Source organism: Flavobacterium bizetiae, from assembly GCF_902804475.1.
Lineage (GTDB): Bacteria > Bacteroidota > Bacteroidia > Flavobacteriales > Flavobacteriaceae > Flavobacterium > Flavobacterium bizetiae.
Genome location: NZ_CADCSU010000102.1, coordinates 1 through 19,753, shown reverse-complemented (window position 1 = coordinate 19,753; position 19,753 = coordinate 1). Strand labels below are relative to the sequence as shown.

Sequence of the window (19,753 nt, the reverse complement as noted above, 5' to 3'; positions counted from 1 at the left end):
AGAACGGATTTACTTCGTAAAGACGCTGATTAGAACGGATTTTCTTCTTAATTGGAGTTAAATAAAATTTTAAATCCGTTTTTATCCGTGTCTTCGCCTTGGCGAATCAGTAAAATCCGCGTCCAATTTTATATTACCACTGCAATAAAACACGCTGCGCCGAAAATCCCGGACCAAAACTCAGCATCAATCCTTTTTCTCCAGGTTTTGGATTTTCATCCATAATGCTTTCTAAAACATATAAAACTGTTGCGCTCGACATATTACCGTATTGTTTGAGAACTTCTTTTGTTGCATCGATATTTTTGCCTAATCCGGAGAAAAGAGCTTCTACTGTGTTGACTATTTTTTTTCCACCGGGATGAAAAATCATATGATCGAGATCTTTTATTTCTAAATTATTTTTTTTCAAAAAAGGATGTATAATATCTCCAAAATGAGAAGAAATAGTCTCCGGAACTTCGATGTCTAACACCATTTGCAAACCAGAATTGGTCAGTTTAAACCCCATCATATGTTCGGCATCATAAAAATGATACATTTCTTCATTTACTATTTCAGGGCCATAATCTTCTTCATAAGACGACAATAAACAACAAGCTGCACCGTCACCAAAAATCGCTGCACTAACAATATTAGGCATCGAAAAATCATTGAGCTGAAAAGTTGCCGTTGGAGATTCTACCGCTATAACTGCAGCACGTTTTCCCGGATTGGCTTTCAGGAAATTCTTGGCATAAATAATGCCTGATATTCCGGCAGCACAGCCCATTTCGGTTACGGGAAGTCTTACGATGTCCTGTTTCAGTTTCATTTTATTAATTAAATAAGCATCCAAAGACGGAATCATTATTCCGGTACAACTTACCGTAATAATATAATCGAGAGTTTGTGGTTCCCAACCTGCTTTGTTGAGTGCTTTCTCTAATACCTGTTCTCCCAAAACGATAACTTCACGGCTGTAAATATCATTTTTATCTTCAAAAGAAGTTGCTGTAAAAACTTCTTCGGGATCCATTATCGAGTAGCGTTTGTCTACAGCGGCGCCTTCAAAAATCTTTTTTACTTTTTTGATGAAACGTTCGTCCTGATCCTTCAGCCACACATCCAAAAACGGAAGTATGTCTGCTGTTGCACGCGAATATTTGGGTAGTTGCTTGGCAACTGTTATAATTTTTACACTCATTTTTTAGCAATTATCCATTGGTAACGAAAAGCCCATTTCCAGTTTATGGTATAGTTTTTTAAATCTAATTTTTTAGAGAAATTCTCCAGTTCCTTTTTCTTAAATCCTCTTAATATAGAAATCAGTCCATCTTGTCGCGACATTTTGTTTAATTTGAAAACAGCACAAACTTTTTCAAAAAGGCGATAAGCTAATTTACTGCGGTGCAAGTCGTTAATAACAATGCCAATATTTGCATTCTTATTAAAGGTAGTCATTATATTTAATATTTCTTCGTTAGAAAAATGATGCAGCGTAAGTGTACACAAAACGATATCATATTCAATAGTATTAAAATCTTCACTAAAAATATCCACGCATACATACTCAATGTTAGAATATTCAGTCGATAATTTTCGGGCATAGTTGATGGTAAAAGCATTTGCATCTACACCAATAAGTGTAAGATTCAGGTTGTTTTTTTTACCGTAATTGGCCAGCATCCGAAGCATATCTCCGTTACCGCAACCTATGTCTGCAATTGTTATGGTTTTCGTTGCGTTAGATTTTTTCAATAATGTTTTAAGTCCATGAAGCGTGAGTTTATTACCGCCTAATAATCTGTTGATACTGGCAATTTTATCCAAGGCTTCCTGCAGTTCTTTTCCTTCCAGAAAAAAATCATCCATTATCTCCGTTTCCTGTGTTCTATATGTAGTGTCTATGGCCATTTAATGAATTGCTATTGGTTTGCCGTGCGTTTGTTTGATAATTGCAGGTAATAGGGCAGGTAAGGCTACAGTAATAGCAACGAGAGTATTGGTAATTGTTTTATTTTTTAAAACTCTAGCCAAAAGTCTTCCCATAAGCAAGCGTTTACCAAAATGCTTTTTCCATTGTTTGGTATAGCTTTTTTCTAATTCTTCTCGTGAATTGATCTTTCCGGAATAATAATCCAAGACTAATTCTGAGGCTATTTTTGCACTGTGTATTGCCATTGCCATTCCGTTGCCGCATAGCGGATGAATAAGTCCGGCGGTGTCGCCAATCATTAAAATATGATTTTCTACGGGCTTTTTTTTATCAAAAGAAATTTGGCTTATCGTAAGAGGTTTGTCAAAAAGTAGCGTACTATTTTCTAATACATTTTTTAGATGTTTGTTTTCATACAATACATTACGCTGATATTCTTCGATATTTTTATATTGTTTAAAGGTTTCATAATCGGCCAGATAACAAATGTTGATGATGTCATTTTCGACTTTAGAAACGCCGCAATAACCACCTTTAAAATTATGCAATGCCACAACATCATTATTAAAAACTCCATAATAATGCGCTTTGACAGCAAGCCAGGGTGATTTCTTTACGAAAAAATCTCTTGATAATACCTGATCGATATTAGAGCGTTTGCCAAAAGCGCCCAATACTATTTTTGATGATAAAACCTGATTACTTGTATTGATGGTAAACAAATCATTATCGAAAGCAACATTGGTAACCATCTCTTTTATAATGATGCAGCCATTTGCTATTGCTTTTTGATATAAAAAATTATCCAGCTGATACCTGCTAATTCCAAAACCGCCTAACGGAAGATTCGCAAAAGCTGTTTTTCCTTTGCGTGTGGTAAACTCAAATTTATTGATAGGGGCAGGGTGTAATTTTGAAATATCGGCATTAAGCCAATGAAGATAGGGCAGGATTTCGTTTGAAACATATTCGCCACAAACTTTATGACGAGGATAGCCGGATTTTTCTATTAAAGTCACGGTTAATCCTTTTTGAGACAGATGCAAAGCGCCCGCCAGACCAGCAAGACCGCCTCCTATAATAACGACATCTGAATTTGTTTTCATACTAAGCAATTTAGCTATTATATCTCAAATATTTAATACATTTTTATATTAAAATTGCTTAAAATTTGCAACGATAAATCTGTTCCTGACGAGATTGTTTACAACAAAGGTCGAAAAGTTGTTAAATTATTAATTACATAATTTCACGGGTTCTTTATAAAATTACAGCTTTATTTGTTTCGAATTTTTAGTTTATTATAATCCTAAAATAAAAAAGCGGGAAGTTTTTATCTTCCCGCTTTTTTAAAATTAGAAACCTGCTGTCCAGGTTGTGCCGCTGATGTCTGTTAACATAAGTGTATAAGCACTTTTTTGAAAATCCCATTTATTGTCGATCGGAATTTTGATAGTGGCTTTTGCGCCCAACGGAATGACTAAACTATGTTTACCGGGTTTTATTTTTGCTACATAGTGATTGGATATTGTTTGAGGAGATAGTTGGGCAAGATCATTTCCATCCAACTGTAAAAGCTGTTTTCCTGATTCATTTTTAAGCGAAATCCCAATTAAAAACGAGCCATAAACATCAACTCCTTCTACGCGATAAACATCGAAAGTTACTTCGTTACGATCAATTTTTAAGTTGCTGATTTCAAGTTTTGGTTTTACAGATTTGTTATGTAATGTTCCGTAAACCCCGCCATGAAAATATTGGTTGGTGAATAAAGTAAGTCCAAAAATAGAGAACACAATTACTAAAAGCAGCGGTTTATGAGATCTCAGATTCAATTCTCCTGAGCCTAAAAATCGAAACCATTTTGTCTGGGTAAAACGTGATTTTTTGGATGTAAAATAACCGTCAAGTGAAAGGTAATTGCTTCCGGTTAAAAACAAAGTAAAGCCTGAGGCAAGGCCTAAAATTCCTATTTGCCATTCGTCAAGGCAAGTCGTTCCGATCCAGCCGGAAGCCAATAAAATCCCTAATGCCAATAAGAAAACGCCAATACTCATCAATCGTGTAAAAAGGCCTAACATTAGTGCCAAACCTACAATACCTTCGATAATTGTAAAAGCAACCATATTGATCCATAAAGCATCAGGATGGGTAACCAAATATTCTATAACGGGTTTTATGCCAAGAGCGTTAGGTAAAAAGTGATTGAATTTTTCTCCTATATATCCCGCTTCTTCGGGAATGAGTTTGTTTTCGAGTATAAGTCGCCTCCAAAAGGCCGAAAAGTAGGTCCAGCCCACTACTAAACGCAGAGCCAACGGAACGATAACGTTCACGTCAAAAGTTTTTTGATGTTGCATGATATTTTATAAAATTTAAAAAGTAAAAAATTGATTTAAGTGGTATACGAAACCACTCGCGGAGCAATCTTTAGATTTTTAAATACTATAAATATAGGAGGAAAGCTTGCCGAACTTTTATTGAATTCGAAAGCAGAGTTCACACATAATGTCTTAAAGTCTTTGTTTTCTTTGGTTTGAAAATTAAAGCATTTTAATTTATGTAATGAAGGTATTTGCGTTGCAGCAATTGTTTTTTTTGATGTGAGATTCTTGTTGAGAATATTTACCGTACAAGATCCCTGAATGGGCAATTGAGTCAGGCTTTTTTGAGAAAGTACTACAGATTCAATTCCGGCAAAATGCAAAACTGATTTTTTGATATGACAATTAGAGAAAGCGTAGATCAAACCCACCAGCAGCAAAAACTGCTTTAGATACTTTAGGATAGTGGTAGGTTTTTCTAATTTCATTTTATAAAAATAGTGCTTTAAAAATAACTTTTACTGGTTTTGCAAAACGTTAACAACTTCTGTTGGGTGAATATTGATGTATACTCGCATAAAATCATAATATTTTGTCTTATATTACTATTAAAAAGACTTATTTAGTCGATTTGTTTGTAGTTTAGTTTTATTGATTTTGAAAAATTGCTTTTAGTTCATCGAAAAAACGTATTTTTGACTTGTAAAATTCCCCATGAAAAAACAATATAATATACTACTTGCAGACGACCATAGCGTTGTGCGACATGGAGTTTCTTTGATATTAAAAGATGCTTTCCAGAGGATAAATATCACCCATTGTGATAGTTTTGATCAGGTGATTAGTAAATTACGCGAAAAGCAGGATTTGATTTTTCTGGATATCAATCTTCCTGGTGGAAACAGCACCAAAATGATTGAAAAAATAAGGCAAAATTATCCGAATTTGCTGATCCTGATGTTTTCTGCTTATGACGAAACACAATATGCCCTGCGTTATATTCACGCGGGAGCGAATGGCTATTTGAATAAAGACAGCAGCGATGTAGAGATTGTAAAAGCAGTACGGTCTATTATTGAAACAGGAAAGTATATTAGTGATGCTGTTAAGGAAAAAATCCTGGAAAATGCTTTATACAAAACTCCAATAAACCCACTTGAAAGTCTTTCTGACAGAGAAATTGAAGTTGCTGAACTTTTGGTTAGCGGAGAAGGAAATCTTGAAATTTCGAATAAATTAAATATTCAAATGACAACGGTGAGTACTTTTAAAAATAGAATTTTTGAAAAACTGGGTATTAATAATGTAGTTCGTTTAGTCGAAATTTTAAAGATCTACAAAAATTAGTTCGTTTTTGGGTTTGAAAATATAATTGTAATTTTTGTACCAAAAACAGCACTGCTTTCGATCTTCATTTTACCTTTCATGATCTCCAGAAGTTCTGTAATAATCTGAAGTCCCATTCCGGCTTTTTCATCTTTTTCAGTCCTAAATTGTATTTTTTTGTTATTATAAAGATGTACTAATTCTGCTGACATTCCGGCTCCTGAATCTTCTATTTCAAAATATACTTTGTTCTCTCTTATACCGGAACTCAATATAATTTTTCCCGAAGTAGTATTTTTTATGGCATTATCTAGCAGGTTATGAATGATAATGGAAAATAATAATCTGTTGTTATTTACAATATGGCTCACACTAATAAGATTGTAGATAATAATTTTTTTAGAGAATGCAATATTCGAGAAAATTGTAATTTTTTCTTCGACCAGAGTATGTAAACAATACGAACTCGATAGGTTATCTTGTCTGGAAACTTTAGTATACTCCAGAATATTCCCTACAAAATTATACAACTGCGATGAAGAAGTGTGTAGTGATTTTATGCCGTCACTAACCGCATCAGGATCATTTGGATTTTGATAAATATGTTTTGCAGTCATCGCCAAAAAGCGCAAAGGGCTTTTAATGTCGTGTGTAATGATACCAATAAGTTTTTTATGGTCTACGATTTGTTTGCTCAAATTTGCAGTAGTGTCTTTTAATGTACTAATGGTATTTCGGAGCTGAGAGGTTTGCTCTGCTATTTTTTTCTCCAAAAGGATATTCTTTACGCGAATATATTTTAATCTCATTTTTACCAGATAATACAATCCTGTAATTATTAAAAGAATCAACACTATGTGAAACCAAACGGTTTGATAAAAAGCCGGAGATATAATGATAATCAGTGTTTTGTGCTGATATTCTGAATTATGGCCGGTCATTTTTCTGGCACTTAAATAATAAGTTCCGGGAGGTAAGGTTGTAAACGAAATATTATTGTCTATTAATTGTTCCCATTTCTGATTTATAGGACCCTCGACTTTGGTTTCTATATTTAAATTATTAGAATTACCAAAATAGGGACTGTTTATAAAAAGCCTAAGGCGCTCAAAATCATGTTTTAAAAATAGTGTGTCATTAATAATAGGTGAATATTTATTATTCACTTCAGCTTGTTCGAAATAAATATTTCCTTTAGGCAGCAGTCTTTTTATTTTTTCAGAATCAAAAACAACGATCCCTTTCATAGAAGGAAATGTGACATGATTGTTCTCTAATAAAAGACCACACGGCTGGCAACCTCCATTAAATTCATTGGTACCAAAACCATCGGCTTTATCATAATAATGATAGTAAACACTTTTCGTTTTTTTGTTAGCATAATCCAGCAGGTCTTTTTTAGAAACCTGAAAAAGACCTTTGTTTGAAGTGATCCAGAAAAAACCATTGGGATCTTCTATAATACAATGGGACGAAAGCAGGTATTTGTTTTTGTCTACCGGAAAATGGGTTGTTTTTTTAGTAATCTGATTATAGAGATAAAAGCCTGTATCATAAGATGTAATCCAAATGTTATGCGAATTATCAATGTAAATACTTCTCACATACGTTTTTTGTATTCTGGGTATGTTTTCAATCTTTTTTTCTTTAAAATAAATTTTATGAAATCCTAAGTGAGATCCTGTCCAGATAACATTGTTTGCTGTCTGAACCATATAGGTTACATTAAAATGTATATTCATATAAAATTCAAAACGTAATCTATCTTCTGTACCTTCCAGCGTAAATATTTTTCCGTTTGGAGAGCCTCCAACACTCATACCAACGAGTATTTTTCCTTCTTTCATTTCAAAAATCTGCGTAACCCTGTCCTGAAAAGCCCATTTGTTATAGGTAATAAAGTTGCTTTTTTTGTGAAAACAGTAAACGATATTATTTTCCTTGGTCCAGATGTTTCCATTTCGATCCGTCATAAGGCTGTAATTATCATTATTAGATTTAAATAGAAAATTAGCTGGCAAACCATCAGTAGTAAAAACTTCGCCAGATGTGGCTAGAAATTTATTCGTTCCATAGGGTATTTGTGCATAATAAACGCCATCTGTTTTGTTGCCGGAAATGGTTTTAAAAAGCTTTTTCTTTACAACAAGCAATCCGTTTGTACTGCTTCCGATATAAAAAATATCATCTTCAGGATCATAATAAGCAGATACAATATTACTTTTTGAAAGATCATAATTTTCAAGTAGCAGCTTCAATCTAAATTTGCCTGATTTTTTTTCAAGCATATAAAAGTTTCCTACAACAATAAAAAAAGTTTGCTGCGAAACATTATTTACAATTATTGAAAAGTTGTTTCCGGTAAGACCATCTATTTTGATATGATGAATCTTTCCGTTTTCAAATTTTATAAACTTCTCTCCATCATAGTTATAAAGAATATTATTTATGATGAAGAATTTTTGGTTTTCATTGTAATCGTATCGTATCTGCCATAATACCTTGTTTTCGTTGTCGCAAAGATCAATATGTTTGCTTGAAATCGAATAATACTGATTGTCGGTTCTGTAAATTTTATTGTTATAAAAACGTCTGTTTTTGTATAAATTATTACTGATTTTAAATTGTTCAGGAACTTTGTTTTTTGGAATTATTGAAGCTTTATTGTTTTTTATCAGAATATATTCGGCAAGATCATTCAGCAAATAAATCTTGTCTTTTGAAGCATTTCCGCGAAAAACGGCCATTCGGTTAGTGGTCATTCCTGCCATATTTTCGATGTTGAAAATTTTAAACTGATTACCATCGTAGCGAACCAAACCGTTTTCTGTGGCCAGCCATACAAATCCGTTAATGTCTTTAATGATTGACTTGACACTATTTTGCGGAAGAATGTTATTATCTGCAGAATGCCAAACAAGCGTATAGTTCTTGTTTTCTACTTGAGAAAAAAGGGAATTGGCCGGAGATAATGCCAGGAAACAAACTATAAAAGGAATAAAATGTCTAATCGTTATGGTGGTATTTTTTTTAAGAATAAGGCTTTTAGAGTGCTCAAAATGCGACCTCCAATATTACGAAACATTACTGTTAAAAATGTAGCGCTTTTTTGTAGAATTAATTCTACATCAGGAGTATAGATTCTCTACACGTCTTTAAAATGAGAATAAAGAAATTCGCACTCAAATTACTATAATCATCAAGTGCTTGTTTATCAGTAGAAATACTAATGACAAGAGATCAATTATTACAGTAGTTACCAGAATAAGTACGATCACCTTTAAAAGAAAAAAGTAACCCCAAACACTTCATCTTTTAAAGGGCTTATTCTGGGTGTTTAAATCAGAATATAATTCAATTGTTAACTATGAAAAAAAAATTACTTAAAAAACTATTGTTTTTAGTTTTGTTTCTTTTTTTGGCATTTAAAGCAAATGCCCAGTATGCTACGAGTCATTACATAGCGCCCTCTCCATGGCAATATTGGAGTGATGCCAATGAGATCGTTCTTACTACTGAGTCGGCTACAGCAGTCACAGTGACTTTAAAGAAAAGTGACGGAACATTTCTTGCCACGCGCACGGTAACATCGGCAGCGCCAGATGTATATCGTTTCGTAGGACAGCCCTGGACTTTACAAAACAATCCTGTTAATACAATTGAGGATGACAGAGGTTTAATAGTAGAAAGTACAGGCGGAAAAGTGTCTGTAAACCTTAGAAATGTGGCTTCAGATCAGGCTAATGGCAGTGGAGGAGATACTAATGGGGGAACCATAAAGGGAAATGCTTCTCTGGTGAGTTTTGGTAATGAAGGAAGAGGAACTTCTTTTAGATTAGGATATTACAGAACTGATTTTTCAGGAATTCAGGGATTCAACGGTGCTGCAGGCAGACCCGTTTATGCTGTAATGGCAATTGATGATGCTACACAAGTAAAGCTAAATGGAACAAATCTTGTTTTATTAAATAAAGGCCAAAGTTACTTATTTCAACCTATAAACACAGGAGATTTATTAGAATCAGATAAACCGGTTGTAGCCAATACGGGGGCTTATACAGATGCTCCCGGAGGATGTGGTGATGGTGCAGTAGACCAAATGGCTCCGGTAAGTATTTTAGGAAATCGATACATAGTAGTAAGAGGTAGCGGTACAGCGGGAACAGGAACTAATTTGCCTGAACAGTCTACCATTATCGCAACAGAATCTGGTACTAATATTACAATAAAAAATTACGACGAAAACGGAAATATTATTGGGACAACTCCTATTACGCTTGCACTTGCAGGTGACCATAAATCTATTCATCATGGTGATGCAAATACTCGTTATTCGTCATCAATAATAGAATCAAATAAGCCTATTGCGGTTTATTCCGGAACGGCTCAATCTTGCGAAGTTGATATCGCTACAGTTCTTCCGGTAGGAGGATGTTCAGGATCAAAATGGACTTCCACAAGTCAGTTTAAAGGGTATATACAACAAGTGTTACCTTATTTTGGATTTGTATTAGTAGAGTCTGCAACAGCTCCTGTTTTTGTAAATGGGAATAATATTGAAACTACTACAGGTATTAATCGTTTTCAGTTGGGTACAACCGGAGTATATCTAATTCGTTTTGAAAACACGCATATAGGTAATCCTCCAAATATCACGATTACTTCTGCAGCGAGAATGAACGTAGGAGTTGTTCAGCAGGGAGGGGGATTCTCAATGTCGGGATTCTTTTCTTCTTTTAATGAAACACCGGATTTACCACAAGTTACAAAAGACAGCAATGGATGTGCTATTAATATTATAACAGCTGATCCGGGGCTAGAACCTTATCAATGGTATTTTGACGGAGCTCTTATACCAGGAGCAACGGGTCAGTCAATAGTTCCGTTAAAAACAGGAAACTATTCGATTACAGGAACACGTGATTGTGGGGTTACCGGAAAATCGGCAGCTATTTATGTAGCAGTTTGTGGCGATCGTGAAGTCGAAAAAACAGTAGCAAACGGACCAGCTACTAATCAGGTTATATTTACAGTAACAGCCAAAAATCATGGACCAAACGAAGACCGTAATGTTACCGTAACGGATGCTTTGCCGTCAGGTTACACTTTGGTTACTAAGACAGAAAGTACAGGAACCTATGATTCAGGTACCGGGATATGGAATATTGGAAATATGGCTGTTAACGCAACTGCCACTTTAACCATTACTGCGACTGTAATAAATGCAGGAGCGGTTACCAATACAGCAACCATAACTGGAGACAACCTTGATAATACTGTAACCAATGATAGCGATACCGCTACTCCTTTGGCAAAACTAGAATTGGTTAAAACAGCCAGAACAGGAGTTTTTAATTCAGCAGGAGACGTCATTACTTATGATTTGGTTGTAACCAATGCGGGTAAAGTACCTGTTAGAAATATTTTTATCACTGATGCTAATGCAGATTCAGGAAGTATTAGTCCGGCGAGTGTAGCCGTACTTCTTCCGGGAGCATCGGCAAGTTTTACTGCCACACATACTGTAACACAGGCCGATCTTATTGCAGAGAAAGTGGTAAATTCAGCTAAAGCAGATGGTGTTGACGGTAGTAATAATCCGGTTTCGGATACATCCGGAACAGATATCGATAATGATACACCAACAGAAACAGTAACAAAATCTGTAATTGTGGCAGGTAATGATACTGTGAACAATATTAACGGACGTATAGGTAAAAATGATGCAATCAACATCTTTGCAAATGATAATATAAACGGTACTGTCGTTGCTCCTGCAGATGTTACTGTTACAGTAAAAGCACCGGGCGTTCCGACAGGGTTAACTCTAAATGCTAACGGGAATGTTGATGTTGCGGCAGGAACAGCAGCAGGAACGTATACCTTTGATTATACAATTTGCGAAGTTGGAATTCCTCTAAATTGTGATGATGCAAAAGTTACAATAGTCGTAACGACAATCAATGCAGATAATGACACACCAGATCCAATCAACGGAAAAACAGGAGGAACTATCCCAACAGTTTTCGGAAATGATACTCTGGATGGTGCAGCATTTTTACCGGCCGATGTTACACTTACAACTTCGACAACACTTCCAACAGGATTAACTTTAAATTCAGACGGAACGATTACTGTTGCTGCCAATACAGCTCCTGGAACTCATGTTATTTCATATACAATTTGCCAAAAAGCGAATCCATTAATTTGTGATGACGCTACGACAACCGTAATTGTAACCACAATCAATGCGGATAATGACACGCCAGATCCTATCAACGGAACGACAGGAGGAACAATCCCAACAGTTTTCGGAAACGATACTTTGGATGGTGCAGCGTTTTTACCAACTGATGTTACACTTACAACTTCAACAACACTTCCAACAGGATTAACATTAAATCCAAACGGAACGATTACTGTTGCTGCCAATACAGCGCCGGGAACTCATGTTGTAAATTATACTATTTGTCAAAAAGCGAATCCATTAATTTGTGATGATGCTACGACAACTGTAATTGTAACCACAATCAATGCGGATAATGACACGCCAGATCCAATCAACGGAACAACGGGAGGAACTATCCCAACAGTTTTCGGAAATGATACTCTGGATGGTGCAGCGTTTTTACCAGCTGATGTTACACTAACCACTTCAACAACACTTCCAACAGGATTAACATTAAATTCAGACGGAACGATTACTGTTGCTGCCAATACAGCTCCTGGAACTCATGTTATTTCATACACAATTTGCCAAAAAGCGAATCCATTAATTTGTGATGACGCTACGACAACCGTAATTGTAACCACAATCAATGCGGATAATGACACGCCAGATCCTATCAACGGAACGACAGGAGGAACAATCCCAACAGTTTTCGGAAACGATACTTTGGATGGTGCAGCGTTTTTACCAACTGATGTTACATTAACCACTTCAACAACACTTCCAACAGGATTAACTTTAAATTCAGATGGAACGATTACTGTTGCTGCCAATACAGCGCCGGGAACTCATGTTGTAAATTATACTATTTGTCAAAAAGCGAATCCATTAATTTGTGATGATGCTACGACAACTGTAATTGTAACCACAATCAATGCGGATAATGACACGCCAGATCCAATCAACGGAACAACGGGAGGAACTATCCCAACTGTTTTCGGAAATGATACTCTGGATGGTGCAGCGTTTTTACCAGCTGATGTTACACTAACCACTTCAACAACACTTCCAACAGGATTAACATTAAATTCAAACGGAACGATTACCGTTGCTGCCAATACAGCGCCGGGAACTCATGTTATTTCATACACAATTTGTCAAAAAGCGAATCCGTTAATTTGTGATGACGCTACGACAACCGTAATTGTAACCACAATCAATGCAGATAATGACACGCCAGATCCAATCAACGGAACAACAGGCGGAACTATCCCAACAGTTTTCGGAAATGATACTTTGGATGGTGCAGCATTTTTACCAACTGATGTTACATTAACCACTTCGACAACACTTCCAACAGGATTAACTTTAAATTCATATGGAACGATTACTGTTGCTGCCAATACAGCTCCTGGAACTCATCTTATAAATTATACTATTTGCCAAAAAGCGAATCCATTAATTTGTGATGATGCTACGACAACTGTAATTGTAACCACAATCAATGCTGATAATGACACGCCAGATCCAATCAACGGAACAACGGGAGGAACTATCCCAACAGTTTTCGGAAATGACACTTTAGATGGTATTGCATTCGTACCAGCTGATGTAACGCTTACAACTTCCACAACACTTCCAACAGGATTAACTTTAAATACTGACGGAACGATAACCGTTGCTGCCAATACAGCTCCTGGAACTCATGTTATAAATTATACTATTTGTCAAAAAGCGAATCCTTTAATTTGTGATGATGCTAACACAACCGTAATTGTAACCACAATAAATGCTGATAATGACACGCCAGATCCAATCAACGGAACAACAGGCGGGACTATCCCAACAGTTTTCGGAAATGATACTTTAGATGGTGCGACGTTTTTACCAGCGGATGTTACGTTAACGACTTCAACAACACTTCCAACAGGATTAACGTTAAATTCAAACGGAACGACTACTGTTGCTGCCAATACAGCTCCTGGAACTCATGTTATAAATTATACTATTTGCCAAAAAGCGAATCCATTAATTTGTGATGATGCTAACACAACCGTAATTGTAACCACAATCAATGCCGATAATGATACGCCAGATCCTATCAACGGAAAAACAGGCGGGACTATCCCAACAGTTTTCGGAAATGATACATTGGATGGTGCAGCGTTTTTACCAGCTGATGTTACACTTACAACTTCAACAACACTTCCAACAGGATTAACATTAAATTCAGACGGAACGATTACCGTTGCTGCCAATACAGCGCCGGGAACTCATGTTATAAATTATACTATTTGCCAAAAAGCGAATCCGTTAATTTGTGATGATGCTACGACAACAGTTGTAATAACGACAATCAATGCTGATAATGACACACCAGATCCAATCAACGGAACAACAGGCGGGACTATCCCAACAGTTTTCGGAAATGATACTTTGGATGGTGCGACGTTTTTACCAGCTGATGTTACACTTACAACTTCAACAACACTTCCAACAGGATTAACATTAAATACTGACGGAACGATTACTGTTGCTGCCAATACAGCGCCGGGAACTCATGTTATAAATTATACTATTTGTCAAAAAGCGAATCCGTTAATTTGTGATGACGCTACGACAACCGTAATTGTAACCACAATCAATGCAGATAATGACACGCCAGATCCAATCAACGGAACAACAAGCGGAACTATCCCAACAGTTTTCGGAAATGATACTTTGGATGGTGCAGCATTTTTACCAACTGATGTTACACTAACCACTTCGACAACACTTCCAACAGGATTAACTTTAAATTCAGATGGAACGATTACTGTTGCTGCCAATACAGCTCCTGGAACTCATCTTATAAATTATACTATTTGCCAAAAAGCGAATCCATTAATTTGTGATGATGCTACGACAACTGTAATTGTAACCACAATCAATGCTGATAATGACACGCCAGATCCAATCAACGGAACAACGGGAGGAACTATACCAACAGTTTTCGGAAATGAAACTTTAGATGGTATTGCATTCGTACCAGCTGATGTAACGCTTACAACTTCCACAACACTTCCAACAGGATTAACTTTAAATACTGACGGAACGATAACCGTTGCTGCCAATACAGCTCCTGGAACTCATGTTATTTCATATACAATTTGCCAAAAAGCGAATCCTTTAATTTGTGATGATGCTAACACAACCGTAATTGTAACCACAATCAATGCTGATAATGACACGCCAGATCCAATCAACGGAACAACGGGAGGAACTATTCCAACAGTTTTCGGAAATGATACATTGGATGGAGTTGCTTTTTCACCAGCCGATGTTACACTTACAACTTCAACAACACTTCCAACAGGATTAACGTTGAATCAAGACGGAACTATTACTATTGCTGCTAATACAGCTCCGGGAACTCATGTTATAAATTATACTATTTGCCAAAAAGCGAATCCGTTAATTTGTGATGATGCTACAATAGAGGTTGTTGTTCAGGTACCATCTGTAGAAGTGATTAAAAAAGGAACTTTCAATGATGCCAATGGCGATGGTTTTGCTCAAAAAGGAGAAACGATTACCTATAATTTCTCAGTAGTAAACACGGGAACAATGCAATTAACTAATGTTGTAGTAACCGATCCAATGGTTACCGTAACAGGCGGACCAATTGCGGTGTTAAACGTTGGTGCAAAAGATGATACGACATTCAGCGCGACTTATACAATTACACAAGCAGATGTTGATGCAGGATCTATAAACAATCAGGCATTAGTAACAGCATCTCCAATTGTGGGAACTCCAATATCTAATTTATCAGATAGTAATGATCCTGCATTACCAGGAAAAAATGATCCAACAATAACGAAGTTGTCTCAAAATCCAGGTTTAAAATTATTGAAACAAGGAATATTCGAAGATGCCAATCATGACGGATCAGTAAGTGAAGGTGATCGTATTAATTATGTTTTCAGAGTAATCAATACAGGAAATGTTACGATCAAAGATATTGTAGTATCTGATCCTATGGTGACTGTTTCAGGCGGACCAATTTCGCTGGAACCACAGGCTTTTGATGCGACAACTTTTAAAGCAAGTTATGTACTTACACAATCTGATATCGATTTGGGTGCCGTTTATAATTTAGCATTGGTTACAGGAAATGATCCTAATGGAGTAAGTATTGATAATGATTCTGAAGATGTTGCACCATTAACTCCAAAAGATAAATTTTACGAACCAGCGTGTCCTACGTGTACCGTTACAACTTTGGAACAAAAATCAGGAATTGCCTTAATCAAAACAGCCGTATTTAATGATGAAAATAATAACGGAAATGCAGAAGCAGGCGAAACCATAACCTACCGTTTTGTAATTACCAATACAGGAAATGTAAGGTTGAGTAATATTACGATTACTGATCCGCTTCCTGGAATTGTAATGACAGGAGGACCAATATCATTAGCTCCGGGAGAAAGTGATAGTGCAACCTTCAAAGGAACATATGCTTTAAAACAAAGCGATATCAATAGCGGAAAAGTTTCTAATCAGGCTTTCGTAACGGGACAAAATCCTTTAGGTGTTATTGTAAATGATGCTTCTGACGACACTGATAATTCAGGAAATAATCCAACCGTTTTAGCAATTCAGGGATGTGTAATCAAAATCTTTAACGCGATGTCTCCAAACGGAGATGCTAAAAACGAACGCTTCTACATTCAAGGTTTAGAATGCTATCCGGATAATAGAGTTGAGATCTACAACCGTTGGGGTGTTTTAGTATTCGAGCGTGAAAACTATAATAACGAAGAACGTGCTTTTAGAGGAATATCTGAAGGACGTACCACAGTAAAACAATCAGACGGATTACCGGTTGGAACGTATTATTATATTCTGAAATACAAAGACAGCGACTCAAACGCACATCAGGAAGCAGGATATTTATACCTGAGTAAATAATAGTTAGAACAAATTAAAATGACTTAGCCGTAAAAAGCTAAGTCATTATTAAAAGAAAAATAAATGAGAAAATTAGTTTTAGTTTTTATGTTTTTTTCCGCTGTGGGATTTGCACAACAAGACGCACAATACACACAATACATGTACAATACCATTAATATAAACCCGGCTTATGCAGGCTCAAGAGGAGCAATGAGCATCTTTGGATTATATCGTACGCAATGGGTTGGACTTGATGGAGCACCGGAAACCAGTAGTTTTTCATTAAATACTCCTTTAAATAATAGTAATCTCGGACTTGGAGTTTCATTGGTAAACGATAAAATAGGACCAACAAATGAAAATACTTTTTCTGCCGATTTATCCTATACCATCCCGACATCTCAGACTTTTAAATTGTCTTTTGGAATCAAGGCGACTGCGAATCTTTTTAGTCTTGACGTAAATAAATTAAATCCTGAACATCAGGGTGATCCGCAATTTCAGGATCTAAATAGCAAATTCTCACCTAATATAGGAGCAGGAGTTTATTATCATTCAGATAAAGCCTATATCGGATTATCAGTTCCTAATTTTATCGAAACCAATAGATTCGATGATAATGATACAGCAATTTTCAAAGACAAAATAAACTACTATTTAATAGCGGGTTATGTATTCGATGTAGATCCTTATATCAAATTTAAACCTGCCGTACTGACAAAAATGGTAGAAGGATCACCGTTGCAGGTAGACCTTTCGGCAAACTTTATGTTCAATGATAAATTTGTAGCTGGATTAGCCTACAGGTGGAGCGCTGCATTAAGTGCAATGGTAGGATTTCAGGTAACCGACGGATTATTCATTGGATATTCTTACGACCGCGAAACCACGAGACTTAATAATTATAATTCAGGTTCGCACGAGATATTCCTGCGATTCGAATTCTTTAATAATTATAGCCGTATCACTTCACCAAGATTCTTCTAAATCCTTCAAAGATGAAAATTAAACATATAGTTTCTACTCTTTTTTTAGCACTTATAGCGCTAAAAGGAAACGCGCAAACAGCAAATCAGAATAAAGCCGATAAAGATTATACCCAGTACGCTTATATTGATGCAATTGGAACTTATGAAAAGGTTGCAGAAAAAGGATATAAAGACGAAACAATGTTTCAGCGACTTGGTAACGCTTATTATTTTAATGGCGAACTAATGAAGGCTGCCAAATGGTACGAAGCCCTTTTTGAAATGAATGCTGAGCAGGAACCTGAATATTATTACCGTTATTCACAAACGCTAAAAGCAAACGGAGATTACGCTAAAGCGGATAAAATTCTCGAAGCCTTCAATAAAAAAACAGCAACAGACAAAAGAGGTATTTTATTCGAAAATAATAAAAACTATCTGGAGCAAATAAAAGCCAATTCAGGAAGGTTCAAAATAGCCAATGCCGGAATAAACTCTAAACAAACCGATTACGGAAGTGCTTATTACAACAATAAGATTGTTTTTGCATCTGCCAGAGATACCGGGGGTGTAGTGAGAAAAACATTCAAATGGACGAATAAAGCGTTTACCAACTTATATTCGGCTGAATTAAAAACGGACGGAACACTGGGCGAACCGGAACGATTTGAAAAGAAAATCAATTCTAAATTCAACGAGTCGACGCCTGTTTTTACAAAAGACGGAAAAACAATGTACTTTACCCGAAACAACTATTTGAAAGGAAAACGAGGCAGAGACGATCAGAAAATTACATTGCTAAAATTGTACAGAGCAGAATTTGTTAATGATAAATGGACGAATATAACCGAATTGCCTTTCAACAGTGATCAATACAGCACAGCGCATCCAGCACTTAGCAATGATGAAAAAAAACTGTATTTCGCCTCTGATATGCCGGGAACTTTAGGACAATCTGATTTGTATAGCGTAACAATAAACGACGATAAAAGTTTTGGAAAACCAGAAAATCTTGGTCAGGCGATTAATACCGAAGGAAGAGAAACTTTCCCGTTTATAGCAGCAGACAATCAATTGTATTTTGCCAGCGACGGACGACCAGGATTAGGCGGACTTGACGTTTTTGTAACGACAATAAAAAGCGACAACACTTTTACAGCGGTACAAAATGTAGGTGCGCCGGTAAACAGTAAACAGGACGATTTTGCTTTTATCATCAACAGCGAATCCAGTAAAGGATTTTTCTCTTCGAACAGAGAAGGCGGAATAGGAAACGATGATATTTACAAACTTACAGAAACAAGAAAACTACTTTGCGAGCAAAAACTAAAAGCAACAATTGTAGATTTAGAAACCAGCAAAGTATTGGAGAATGCCAAAGTAACTTTGCTTGACGAACAATTTAAAGTTATTGCCGAGGTCCTTTCTCAGGCAGATGGAACTTATACCTTTAATGTAGAATGCAATAAAAAATATTATGTAAGAGCCGCTAAAGAAGATTTTGAAACCAAAGAAGTTCCGGTAACTATAATAGGAGAGGAAGGCGAGACAAGTGTGGTAGTTGCATTAGAAAAACGAATTAAACCAATAGGAGTAGGAACTGATTTGGCCAAAACGCTAAACATACCTATTATTTATTTTGATTTGGATAAATCTTTCATTCGTAAAGATGCAGCGTTTGAGCTTGAAAAAATTCTGGCAGTAATGAAACAATATCCAAAGATGAAAATTGATGTTCGTTCTCATACCGATAGTAGACAAACTGCTGAATATAATATTGCTTTATCCAACAGAAGAGCCAAAGCAACCATACAATGGTTAACAAAAAATGGTATCGCTTCAAACAGATTAACCGGAAAAGGTTATGGAGAAAGCCAATTGCTCAATAAATGTTCTGATGGTGTATCTTGTACAGAAGCAGAACATCAGTTAAACAGAAGAAGCGAATTTATCATCGTTTCGATAGAATAGTAGTCAAATTAATAATGCACCATAAAAGCCCTTTCTATAATTGTGAGGGCACTGAAAAACACCTCTTATTTTGATTGGGATTGGTTTTTAGAGAATTAAAAAAACGCTTGTAACAGGATTTTTTAACCCGTTGCAAGCGTTT

At 36.0% G+C, this 19,753-nt stretch carries 10 protein-coding genes and 1 pseudogene; 4 read left to right on the top strand and 7 right to left on the bottom strand.

What is annotated here, in order from left to right; translation table 11 throughout:
• Positions 1 to 133: 133 nt before the first annotated feature.
• The 5 genes from FLACOL7796_RS13490 to FLACOL7796_RS13470 form a co-directional block, all read right to left on the bottom strand.
• Complete coding sequence (locus FLACOL7796_RS13490; protein ID WP_173971293.1) at positions 134 to 1,186, bottom strand: type III polyketide synthase; 1,053 nt, start codon at positions 1,184 to 1,186, stop codon at positions 134 to 136.
• Complete coding sequence (locus FLACOL7796_RS13485; RefSeq protein ID WP_173971292.1) at positions 1,183 to 1,896, bottom strand: methyltransferase domain-containing protein; 714 nt, start codon at positions 1,894 to 1,896, stop codon at positions 1,183 to 1,185. Before FLACOL7796_RS13485 ends, FLACOL7796_RS13490 begins: the two co-directional genes overlap by 4 nt.
• Positions 1,897 to 3,024, bottom strand: coding sequence for an NAD(P)/FAD-dependent oxidoreductase (locus FLACOL7796_RS13480; protein ID WP_173971291.1), 1,128 nt, complete (start codon positions 3,022 to 3,024; stop codon positions 1,897 to 1,899).
• A 249-nt stretch (positions 3,025 to 3,273) separates the two neighbouring features.
• Positions 3,274 to 4,278: a TQO small subunit DoxD gene (locus FLACOL7796_RS13475; protein ID WP_173971290.1), complete on the bottom strand. Its 1,005-nt coding sequence runs from the start codon at positions 4,276 to 4,278 to the stop codon at positions 3,274 to 3,276.
• Between the two features lie 35 nt (positions 4,279 to 4,313).
• Complete coding sequence (locus FLACOL7796_RS13470; protein ID WP_173971289.1) at positions 4,314 to 4,730, bottom strand: hypothetical protein; 417 nt, start codon at positions 4,728 to 4,730, stop codon at positions 4,314 to 4,316.
• Between the two features lie 226 nt (positions 4,731 to 4,956).
• Here FLACOL7796_RS13470 and FLACOL7796_RS13465 point away from each other — a divergent pair, with 226 nt between their 5' ends.
• Complete coding sequence (locus tag FLACOL7796_RS13465; protein WP_173971288.1) at positions 4,957 to 5,589, top strand: response regulator transcription factor; 633 nt, start codon at positions 4,957 to 4,959, stop codon at positions 5,587 to 5,589.
• On the opposite strand, the gene FLACOL7796_RS13460 is transcribed toward FLACOL7796_RS13465, so the two are convergent.
• Both FLACOL7796_RS13460 and FLACOL7796_RS24890 read right to left on the bottom strand, forming a co-directional pair.
• Positions 5,586 to 8,339: a sensor histidine kinase gene (locus FLACOL7796_RS13460; protein WP_173971287.1), complete on the bottom strand. Its 2,754-nt coding sequence runs from the start codon at positions 8,337 to 8,339 to the stop codon at positions 5,586 to 5,588. The genes FLACOL7796_RS13465 and FLACOL7796_RS13460 overlap by 4 nt on opposite strands.
• A 57-nt stretch (positions 8,340 to 8,396) precedes the next feature.
• Positions 8,397 to 8,462, bottom strand: a pseudogene (locus FLACOL7796_RS24890) (two-component regulator propeller domain-containing protein); the annotation flags it as partial.
• Between the two features lie 473 nt (positions 8,463 to 8,935).
• Between FLACOL7796_RS24890 and FLACOL7796_RS13455 the strand changes: the two are divergent.
• The 3 genes from FLACOL7796_RS13455 (at position 8,936) to FLACOL7796_RS13445 (ending at position 19,611) form a co-directional block, all read left to right on the top strand.
• Positions 8,936 to 16,690, top strand: coding sequence for a DUF7507 domain-containing protein (locus tag FLACOL7796_RS13455; protein WP_173971286.1), 7,755 nt, complete (start codon positions 8,936 to 8,938; stop codon positions 16,688 to 16,690).
• 63 nt (positions 16,691 to 16,753) lie between these two features.
• A complete protein-coding gene (locus FLACOL7796_RS13450; RefSeq protein WP_173971285.1) occupies positions 16,754 to 17,659 on the top strand; it encodes a PorP/SprF family type IX secretion system membrane protein in 906 nt (301 codons plus the stop codon).
• Between the two features lie 11 nt (positions 17,660 to 17,670).
• Positions 17,671 to 19,611, top strand: coding sequence for an OmpA family protein (locus FLACOL7796_RS13445; RefSeq protein WP_173971284.1), 1,941 nt, complete (start codon positions 17,671 to 17,673; stop codon positions 19,609 to 19,611).
• The last annotated feature ends 142 nt before the right edge of the window (positions 19,612 to 19,753 follow it).

Bases quoted from the DNA above. Each gene is read 5' to 3' on its own strand.
- FLACOL7796_RS13490 (WP_173971293.1), bottom strand. From the start codon at position 1,186: ATGAGTGTAAAAATTATAACAGTTGCCAAGCAACTACCCAAATATTCG.
- FLACOL7796_RS13485 (WP_173971292.1), bottom strand. From the start codon at position 1,896: ATGGCCATAGACACTACATATAGAACACAGGAAACGGAGATAATGGAT.
- FLACOL7796_RS13480 (WP_173971291.1), bottom strand. From the start codon at position 3,024: ATGAAAACAAATTCAGATGTCGTTATTATAGGAGGCGGTCTTGCTGGT.
- FLACOL7796_RS13475 (WP_173971290.1), bottom strand. From the start codon at position 4,278: ATGCAACATCAAAAAACTTTTGACGTGAACGTTATCGTTCCGTTGGCT.
- FLACOL7796_RS13470 (WP_173971289.1), bottom strand. From the start codon at position 4,730: ATGAAATTAGAAAAACCTACCACTATCCTAAAGTATCTAAAGCAGTTT.
- FLACOL7796_RS13465 (WP_173971288.1), top strand. From the start codon at position 4,957: ATGAAAAAACAATATAATATACTACTTGCAGACGACCATAGCGTTGTG.
- FLACOL7796_RS13460 (WP_173971287.1), bottom strand. From the start codon at position 8,339: ATGGCAGGAATGACCACTAACCGAATGGCCGTTTTTCGCGGAAATGCT.
- FLACOL7796_RS13455 (WP_173971286.1), top strand. From the start codon at position 8,936: ATGAAAAAAAAATTACTTAAAAAACTATTGTTTTTAGTTTTGTTTCTT.
- FLACOL7796_RS13450 (WP_173971285.1), top strand. From the start codon at position 16,754: ATGAGAAAATTAGTTTTAGTTTTTATGTTTTTTTCCGCTGTGGGATTT.
- FLACOL7796_RS13445 (WP_173971284.1), top strand. From the start codon at position 17,671: ATGAAAATTAAACATATAGTTTCTACTCTTTTTTTAGCACTTATAGCG.